The sequence below is a fragment of the Paenibacillus oleatilyticus genome, from assembly GCF_018998565.1.
Lineage (GTDB): Bacteria > Bacillota > Bacilli > Paenibacillales > NBRC-103111 > Paenibacillus_G > Paenibacillus_G oleatilyticus.
Map to the genome: position 1 here is coordinate 1 of NZ_JAHNZO010000101.1, position 416 is coordinate 416.

Consider the following 416-nt stretch of genomic DNA (forward strand, 5'->3'; position numbering starts at 1 on the left):
GTCCACCACCGGGCGGTAACGCACCTCCACCGGGTAGGTGCGGCCGGAAACCTCGATGATCGGCGCATTGTTGAAGTGGCGCGAGAAACGCTGCGGATCGATGGTCGCCGAGGTGATGATCACCTTGAGATCCGGGCGCTTCGGCAGCAGTTCGCGCAGGTAGCCGAGAATAAAGTCGATATTCAGGCTGCGCTCGTGCGCTTCATCGATGATCAACGTGTCGTACTGCATCAGCAGGCGATCCTGCTGAATCTCCGCCAGCAAGATACCGTCAGTCATCAGCTTGACCAGGGTGTTTTCCCCCACCTGATCGTTGAAGCGCACCTTGTAGCCCACGCTGCCGCCGAGCGGGGTTTCCAGCTCGTCGGCGATGCGGTTGGCGACGGTGCGCGCCGCCAGGCGGCGCGGCTGGGTAT

Annotated in this window: 1 pseudogene; it reads right to left on the reverse strand. The window is 62.3% G+C overall.

Annotated features, from left to right (window positions below):
* Nucleotides 1–416 (reverse strand): annotated as a pseudogene (locus tag KQX66_RS38850) (ATP-dependent helicase HrpB); the annotation flags it as partial.